Source organism: Cnuibacter physcomitrellae (assembly GCF_014640535.1).
Taxonomy (GTDB): Bacteria; Actinomycetota; Actinomycetes; order Actinomycetales; family Microbacteriaceae; genus Cnuibacter; species Cnuibacter physcomitrellae.
This window is the reverse complement of record NZ_BMHD01000003.1, coordinates 206,389-213,594: the sequence shown is the minus strand read 5'-3', so window position 1 is coordinate 213,594 and position 7,206 is coordinate 206,389. Positions and strand designations below refer to the sequence as shown.

Below are 7,206 nucleotides of genomic sequence, written 5' to 3'. Positions count from 1 at the left end.
GGGCGCGACGCCGGAACTCCGGCGACTTCGCAGCAGGCATATCGGACTCCTCACTGAGACGATCATCGCCTCAACTCAGGTGTCCGGGAAACCGGGTCAAGCTCCATGACACCCGATCCGGTTCCGCTGCCGTTGGAGCTGCTCACGTCGATGGTGACCACGGAGGGGCTGGCCTTCGCGGCGACGGCCGAGACGGCGGCGACGGCTTGCGGGTTCGTGATCGTCACGGTCGCGGGACCGCTCACCGAGGACCCTGCGCCGTGGGTTCCGTCCCAGAGCGCCCAGGCTCCGGATCCGGCGACGCTTCCGACGAGGAGGGCCCCGGCGACGGCGGCTGTGGTGATCAGCCCGGTCCGGCGAGGCCGCTCGGCCGCGCGCTGGTGATTCGTGCCGGCAGGCGTGGCGGGTATGGTGCGCGTCCCGGGGTTGGGAGCCGGCCAGCCCTCAATGCCCGCGGGAGCCGGCGGCGTGGCGGGGTGCGGACCGAACACGACAGGAGCCGAAGGGACCATATCGACGGGTTGCGTGGCGGGGTCTGGGACGGCGTCGCGGCTGGGGGGAGGCGTGTCGGTCATCGGTGAGTCCTTTCAGCTGGTGACGCTGACGCTAGGAACGCCTCCTTGGACGCGCTTCTGCCGTGACCGCAGAGCAGCCGACAACGGCGGACGCTGCGCCGGGCGAATGGCCGTCAGATCCTTGCCGTTCCGGGGATCTGAGCCGTGTGAGAACTCTCAGCGCGCAGTTCGCACGGTGCGGTGCGTGATGTCCGTACGGTGGAATGGTGCAGCCCGAACCGTCTCTTCTCGCCGCGGTCGTGTGCGTGCTGATCCTGGCCGCGGTGGCCGTCACCGTGCTCGCCGCGACGCGGGTGAGGACCCCGTGGGTTGCGGCAGCTGCGGTCCTCCGTGGTGGGGTGCAGCTCGCGGCGCTCAGCCTGATCCTCAGCGGCGTCATCACCTCCCCTGTCTGGACGGCCGTGGGCATCGCGATCATGTTCGTGGCAGCCGCGATCACCTCGACACGGCGTATCGGCTGGTCTGGCGTCCTGTTCGCGCGCGTCGCTGCGGCGATGGCGGTCGGGGTCGCCACTTCCGTCCTGGTGGTGTTCGCCAGTGGAGCCGTCCCGTTGACGCCCCGTTACGCGCTGGCGCTGTGCGGCATCGTGATCGGGAACGCGATGACCATCACGTCGCTGACCGGTGGCATCTTGCTGCGATCGATTGCCGACAGGTGGAGCGAGGTCGAGGGCTGGCTGGCGCTGGGCGCCCGGCCGGGCGAGGCGACTCTTCCCCTCGCCCGTGATGCGGTATTCCGAGCCTTGACTCCATCGATCGATCAGACCAAGACGACGGGGCTGGTGGTGCTGCCGGGAGCGTTCGTCGGTGCGATCTTCGGCGGGTTGAGTCCCCTCGAGGCGGGGACGTTCCAGCTCATCGTCCTCGCCGCGATCCTCGCCTCGGGCACGTTGGAGTCAGTGATCCTCGCCTGGGGTGTCCGCCGGCTGAGCGCCCGTCCCGACGTGACCTGATCAGGATCTCGCCGCCAGGGTGCGGCGGGGCCGGCTTCGACGGCTGGAGCGCACGGCAGTGGTCAGGAACCGCAGCGCCTGCCACGGGGTGACGTCGGGAAGGTAGGCGCGGGCCAGCGCCATCCCGATCGTGGGCAGTTGATGCTTCTCCGGATAGCACAGGTACAGCTCTCGCAGAGCGGGCTGGAACTTGGACTTGAACGCGAACAACGATTGGAATCCGTAGAAGGGCTCAAGGCTCTTGGCCACGAACCCCAGCGTCGCGGAGGTGGTGTCGGTGGGGCCCGGGTCGTTGCGTGTGGATTGCGCCAGCGGCGCCGCGGAGAGCGATACCGTCTCGATCCTGTCCGACTGCGCGCGGAGAACGGTCTCGGCGATGAGGAACTCCATCACCCCGTTCGGGCTCTCGGGGTGTCGGCGCATCACGTCAAGGGTCCATCCGACGACGGTGTCGTCGCGGAAGCGGGGCAGCCAGCTGGTCACGGCGAGGACTCGATCGTCCTGATCGAGTGCGACCATCAGCCGCACGCCCTCGTGGGTCATCTCCTCCTGACCGCCCAGCGTGAACCGCATCTCCGGCAGTGTCTTCTCCGCTGCCCACAGCTCGGAGATCTCCGCGATCTGGCGCTGCGATACCGACGACAGGTTCTCCCATCCGGCCCATTCGGCCCGGATGCCCGCGCGGCGGGCGCGGTTGATCGAGGTGCGGATGTCCTGCATCCGCTTTCCTGCGACTGTCCACTCAGCGGGGTGGAGCACCGATTCCTCAGCGATGCGGGTGACCGCCCAGCCGCGATCCCGCAGGGCGGACGCATAGGGGTCGGCGACGCAGTAGAACACCGGGGTCCATCCCCTGTCGTCGCAGAACCGAGCGAACTCCGCTGAGGCGTCCCCGTCCCGCTCGGCGCCCAGCGGGGATCCTGTGGTGATGGCGATGTCGTTGATGACCCGGTAGGCGATCGCGACTCCGTCCTCGCCGACCCAGTAACGGTGACCCCGCCACAGCGACATCCAGGACAGGCTGTCCGCCCCGCGTTGGACCGCGGCTCGAGCCCGCTCCAGACCGGCGGCGCGAGCAGGATCCGGCAGTCGTCGGCTGCGCAGGATCAGCACGATCACTCCCGACCAGAACACCGGGCCGACCCAGTCACCCACCACTGCGGCGACACCGGTCGCGGAGGTCGCGACGGGCTCGTAGACGAGAAAGCTCACGGGCACGAATCGCTCCGGGAGGTTCGCGACGACGTCAGCGAACCCAGTCCCGGGCGTGAATGAGCTCAGCGTTGCGGCTGCCACGCCGAGGTACAGCGTCGAGCAGAGCGTGAATAGGGCGGCGACGGAGATGAACAGCCGTGCGACCGGCCAGGGGCGGGCGTCGGGGTCGACCAGCCGCCGGCCTGCGACCAGCATCGCCGCGATCGCGCACGGCACCAGGACCGACGCGACGATGAACGGGGCGTAATTGTCGACGGCTTGGTCCTGGAACGAGTTCGCTTCACCGCTCCACAGCGGAGTCACGGTGTAGAACAGCACCGTCAGCGCAGCGAAAACCAGGTTCAGCGACACGGCCGCCCACAGCGACACCCGGCGTCCCTTCTGGATCCCGCGCGCAGCGACGAGCAGAGCTACCAGGGGCAGCACAGTGGTCAGCAGCGCCGCGGGCCCGTCCAGCCGCGCCAACTCGATCGCGTGCACGCACCGGGCGCTGAGGTCCCCGGTCACGCACTGTGCCGCCATCGCCGCGAAGTCGCGAGAGGGATTCCGGAACAGCAGACCGAGCGGGTTCAAAACCCCATGGCTGGTGGGTGCCACCATCGAGATCACCGGGCCGAGCGCGGTCACGGCCACGACGGCCGCCAACAGGGTCCGCCGTTCCGAGCGGGTGGCGTGGGTGCGTGGGCCTCGCCTGCACAGCAGCATCCCGAACACGAGCCCGGCTGCGCCCGCGAACAGTCGGTACACGTCGACAGGCTGGCCGGCATAGAGAGCGAAGACGCTCAGGACAGAGAAGCCAATAATCCGGACACGGCGTCGTGTCCGGATCGGCGCGAACGCGGTCGCAGCCATCACCACTCCAGCGACAGCGAGACCTGGATCCAGCACCCGTTCCGCGCGGGTCGCGTCGGCGGCGTAGAGACGCACCGCCACGCCCGCGGCCATCAGCAGGAAGCTGACCAGCGTGCCCGTGACCGTCACGGTGAGGAACACGATGATCAGGCGCCACCGTCCCATCAGTCGCTCGGCCCAGCCGAGACCGACGAGGAACGCCACCACGAACAGGACGAGCGCGGCCGGGTTCGGCCCGAAGAACACCGTCGTCAGGGTCGAGAACCAGCGCTGCTGCACGACCACCGAGTCGAAGCCGGTGGACATCGCTTGTCCCAGGCCACGCCGTCCTGACGTGTCCAGGACGAACGCCGTCACTGACGCCGCGACCAGCAGCCCGGTCAGCAGCAGCGTCACCGGCATCAGCTTCGACGTCGCGACAATCCGCCCGGCAGTACGGGACGCTCCTGTCCGGATGCGCATGCAGCCTCCCGCCTGATCGAACGCTCATCCTGATGCTCGCCGCCGGATCTGAGGTGGAGGTGAGGCCGACGGGCTTGTGCAGCCTGGGTCCCTGAGACTTCTGTCAGGACCACTCGCAGGTTCACCGGTCAGGGCTGCAGGACCCCGACGGAGAGAGCGACGATCAGGGCGGCGCCGAGCAGGATCCGGTAGATCACGAAGGGCAGGAAGCTGTAGCGGGAGATGAACGCGAGGAAGAAGCGGATCACGAGCAGCCCGACCAGGAACGCCACGACGGTGGCCAGCGCCGTGTCCACGGGCCCGAACAGCTCGGGTACGCAGCTATCCTGGCAGGGTTTCGTGACGAGCTTCACTAGCTCGTACAGCCCGCTTCCGAGCACCGCCGGGATCGCGAGGAGGAACGAGTAGCGTGCCGCGGCGGCTCGGCTGTAACCCAGGAGCAAGCCACCGGTGATGGTGCCGCCGGATCGAGAGACCCCCGGGACTAGCGCCAGCGCCTGCGCCAACCCGTAGACAATGGCGTGCCGCCAAGTCAGATCTCGCAGCGTGCGGGTCTTGGTGCCGACCCGGTCGGCGATGCCGAGCAGGATGCCGAACACGATGAGGGTGCCGGCGACGATCCACAGCGACCGGAACACGGTCTCGATCTGAGTCTGGAACGCGACTCCGAGCACGACGATCGGGAGGCTGCCGAGAATGATGTACCAGCCCAGCAGCGCGTCCGGGTCACAGCGCGGAACACGTCCGAGCAGCGATCTCGCCCAACGGGAGACGATGCGGGCGATGTCGCGCCAGAAGTAGACGATCACCGCGGCCTCGGTGCCGAGTTGGATGATCGCTGTGAACGCTGCGCCCGGGTCCGCGCCGGTACCGATCAGCTCGCCGACTACACGGATGTGGGCGCTGGAGGACACGGGCAGGAACTCCGTCAGGCCCTGGACCAGACCGAGCAGTAGCGCGGCAAGAGTGTTCATCTGTTCCTTCCCGCGACCTCTGACGGAGGCCGGCGCAACGACGGTAGCCAGCCGCGGGCGCAGGAACAGGATTCGTGAGAGCCCTCTCAGGCCGATTGCGAGGACATTCGCAGAGGCAGCCGCACCGTCACCAGCAGACCCCCACCGGCCTGATTGCTCAGCTCGGCGAAGCCTCCCGCTCGACCTGCCGCAGCGCGGACGATCGCCAAGCCCAGACCTGCTCCTCCGTCGCTGGGAACGCGGGCGGAGTCCTGTTGCGAGAATCGATCGAATGCATGAGGAAGGAACGCGGGGTCTATGCCGGGGCCGTTGTCCAGGACCGTCAGGATGAGCTCGGCATGATGAGCAGTTACCGTAACCACGATCGCGCCCTTGCCGCCGAGGGCCACGATCGAGTTGCCGACGAGGTTGGTCACAATGCGCCCAAACGTCGAAGCACGGATCTCTGCGACCCATTCCCCCACGTCGACGTCGACATCAACGCTCAGATCGACGGTGATGTCCTGGTGGGAGGAGCGGAAGCGACCCTGGTCGATCGCGTCGCCGGCCTCATCGATCAGCTGCGCGACGGTCGCTTGATCACCGGGCTTAATAGCGGAGTCCAGACGAGATAGCTCGAGCAGGTCAGCGACTAGCGTCGCGAGTCGGGCGGTCGCACGGCGGGCGTTGCCAAGGTCCGACTCGAGGTCGCTGCCGCGGCCATTGCTCATGAGCTCCAGCTGGGTCTGCAGAACGGCGACAGGGGTTCGGAGTTCGTGGCTGGCATCCGAGACCATCTGTCGTTCACGGGCAGCCGAGGCCCTGAGGGTGGCGATCAAGTTGTTCAGCGTGCTCGCCAAGCCGGCAATCTCATCGTGCGCCTTGCCGACCGGGAGAAGATCGTTCGAGCCGGTGTCCACGATGGAGACGGCGCTGCGCCGGAGACGCTCGACTGGTCGAAGCGCGGCGCCGGTGAGGATCCACGAGGCCGTCGTGAACAGCAGCACCAGGACTGCGAGGCCGACGACGAGTCCGACCGTCAGGTTGGACAGCAGCACCGCGTTGGCGTTCTGGTCCTGTGCTGCCACCACTGTCCATGTGCCGTCCTGGCCCTGCACGCTCTCGACGGCGATGGCGTACGTGGCCGAGCCAGTGGAGACCTGCGAATTGCCCGGAGTCAGGTGCTGTAAGGGCCCTAGAGCGTTCGTGAGGTCGGACGGGAGGGTCGAGGCGACGACCACCCCGGCAGCGTCCGTCACCGCGATCAGTTGCCCTTCGCCGGGAGCGTCGACGCTGTCGTGTGGCTCGACGAGGATCGAGGTCTCGTAGGGGACGATGTCGCTTTCGAGTACGGCGACGGTGGAGTCGCGCAGCAGCTGTTCGACGATCTGATGCACGACGAACGCCGACGCTGTGAAGAACGCCGTCGCCAGCAGCAGAGTCCCGATCGTCATCCGCGCGCGGATCGACAACCGGGCGACGAGCTTCACGGCGACGCCGTCAGACGGAACCCGACCCCGCGTTCGGTGACGACCCTGGTCTGGGCGGGGATGACGTCCAGCTTGCGTCGCAGGTAGCTGACGTACTGGTCGACGATGTTCAGATCTGCGTGCGCCACGGTCCCCCAGATCTCAGTCATGATCGAGGTCCGGGACACGGTCTGTTCGAAATGAGTGCCCAGCAGGAAAAGCAGCTGATACTCCTTCGGGCTTAGATGCACCGGAACACCCTCGACCGACACGTCGTGGCTGACAGTGTGGATCGTGATGTCGCCGACTACCAGCACCGACGGTGTCGAGGGAGAATCCCGGCGGCGCAGCGCCCGCAGACGTGCAGCGAGCTCACTGAACGCGAAGGGCTTGACGAGATAGTCGTCCGCGCCAGCGTCCAAACCTCGCACCCGGTCGTCTACGTCGTCGCGTGCCGTCAACATCAGCACCATGATTGATGGCTGCGTCTCCCGCAACCGACGGCATAGCTCGAACCCCGACATGCCGGGAAGCATCACATCCAGCACCGCGATGCCAGGTGGTGTTCTGGTTGCCGCGAGCAGACCCTGGACCCCGTCGGCGGCGACGGTGACGTCGTATCCCTCCTCGGTCAAGCCCCGTTTCAGCAACCCGGCCATCTGCGGATCGTCCTCCACCACCAGCACCGGGATCACACCCTCGGGTCCGTTCACCGCGTCCTTCCTTC

General features: G+C 67.5%; 6 protein-coding genes. 1 reads left to right on the top strand and 5 read right to left on the bottom strand.

The features are described 5' to 3' along the window. Positions 1 to 62: 62 nt before the first annotated feature. Positions 63 to 575 (bottom strand): hypothetical protein, encoded by a 513-nt coding sequence (locus IEX69_RS20295; RefSeq protein ID WP_188760997.1) that lies wholly within the window; start codon positions 573 to 575, stop codon positions 63 to 65. 203 nt (positions 576 to 778) lie between these two features. Between IEX69_RS20295 and IEX69_RS20290 the strand changes: the two genes are divergently transcribed. Beyond that, on the top strand, positions 779 to 1,528 hold the full coding sequence (locus IEX69_RS20290) for an ABC transporter permease (RefSeq protein ID WP_085021734.1): 750 nt from the start codon (positions 779 to 781) through the stop codon (positions 1,526 to 1,528). Here IEX69_RS20290 and IEX69_RS20285 read toward each other — a convergent pair whose 3' ends face one another. The 4 genes from IEX69_RS20285 to IEX69_RS20270 all read right to left on the bottom strand — a co-directional run bounded on the left by IEX69_RS20285 (position 1,529) and on the right by IEX69_RS20270 (position 7,192). Beyond that, complete coding sequence (locus IEX69_RS20285; protein ID WP_373284512.1) at positions 1,529 to 3,991, bottom strand: bifunctional lysylphosphatidylglycerol flippase/synthetase MprF; 2,463 nt, start codon at positions 3,989 to 3,991, stop codon at positions 1,529 to 1,531. A 194-nt stretch (positions 3,992 to 4,185) separates the two neighbouring features. Beyond that, positions 4,186 to 5,031 carry an undecaprenyl-diphosphate phosphatase gene (locus tag IEX69_RS20280; RefSeq protein ID WP_085021736.1) on the bottom strand — a complete coding sequence of 282 codons (846 nt, stop codon included), beginning with the start codon at positions 5,029 to 5,031 and terminating at the stop codon, positions 4,186 to 4,188. An 86-nt stretch (positions 5,032 to 5,117) separates the two neighbouring features. After that, complete coding sequence (locus IEX69_RS20275; protein ID WP_085021737.1) at positions 5,118 to 6,500, bottom strand: sensor histidine kinase; 1,383 nt, start codon at positions 6,498 to 6,500, stop codon at positions 5,118 to 5,120. Beyond that, a complete protein-coding gene (locus IEX69_RS20270; RefSeq protein ID WP_229756502.1) occupies positions 6,497 to 7,192 on the bottom strand; it encodes a response regulator transcription factor in 696 nt (231 codons plus the stop codon). Before IEX69_RS20270 ends, IEX69_RS20275 begins: the two co-directional genes overlap by 4 nt. Positions 7,193 to 7,206 lie beyond the last annotated feature (14 nt).

Bases quoted from the DNA above. Each gene is read 5' to 3' on its own strand.
- IEX69_RS20280 (WP_085021736.1), bottom strand. From the start codon at position 5,031: ATGAACACTCTTGCCGCGCTACTGCTCGGTCTGGTCCAGGGCCTGACG.
- IEX69_RS20290 (WP_085021734.1), top strand. From the start codon at position 779: ATGGTGCAGCCCGAACCGTCTCTTCTCGCCGCGGTCGTGTGCGTGCTG.
- IEX69_RS20295 (WP_188760997.1), bottom strand. From the start codon at position 575: ATGACCGACACGCCTCCCCCCAGCCGCGACGCCGTCCCAGACCCCGCC.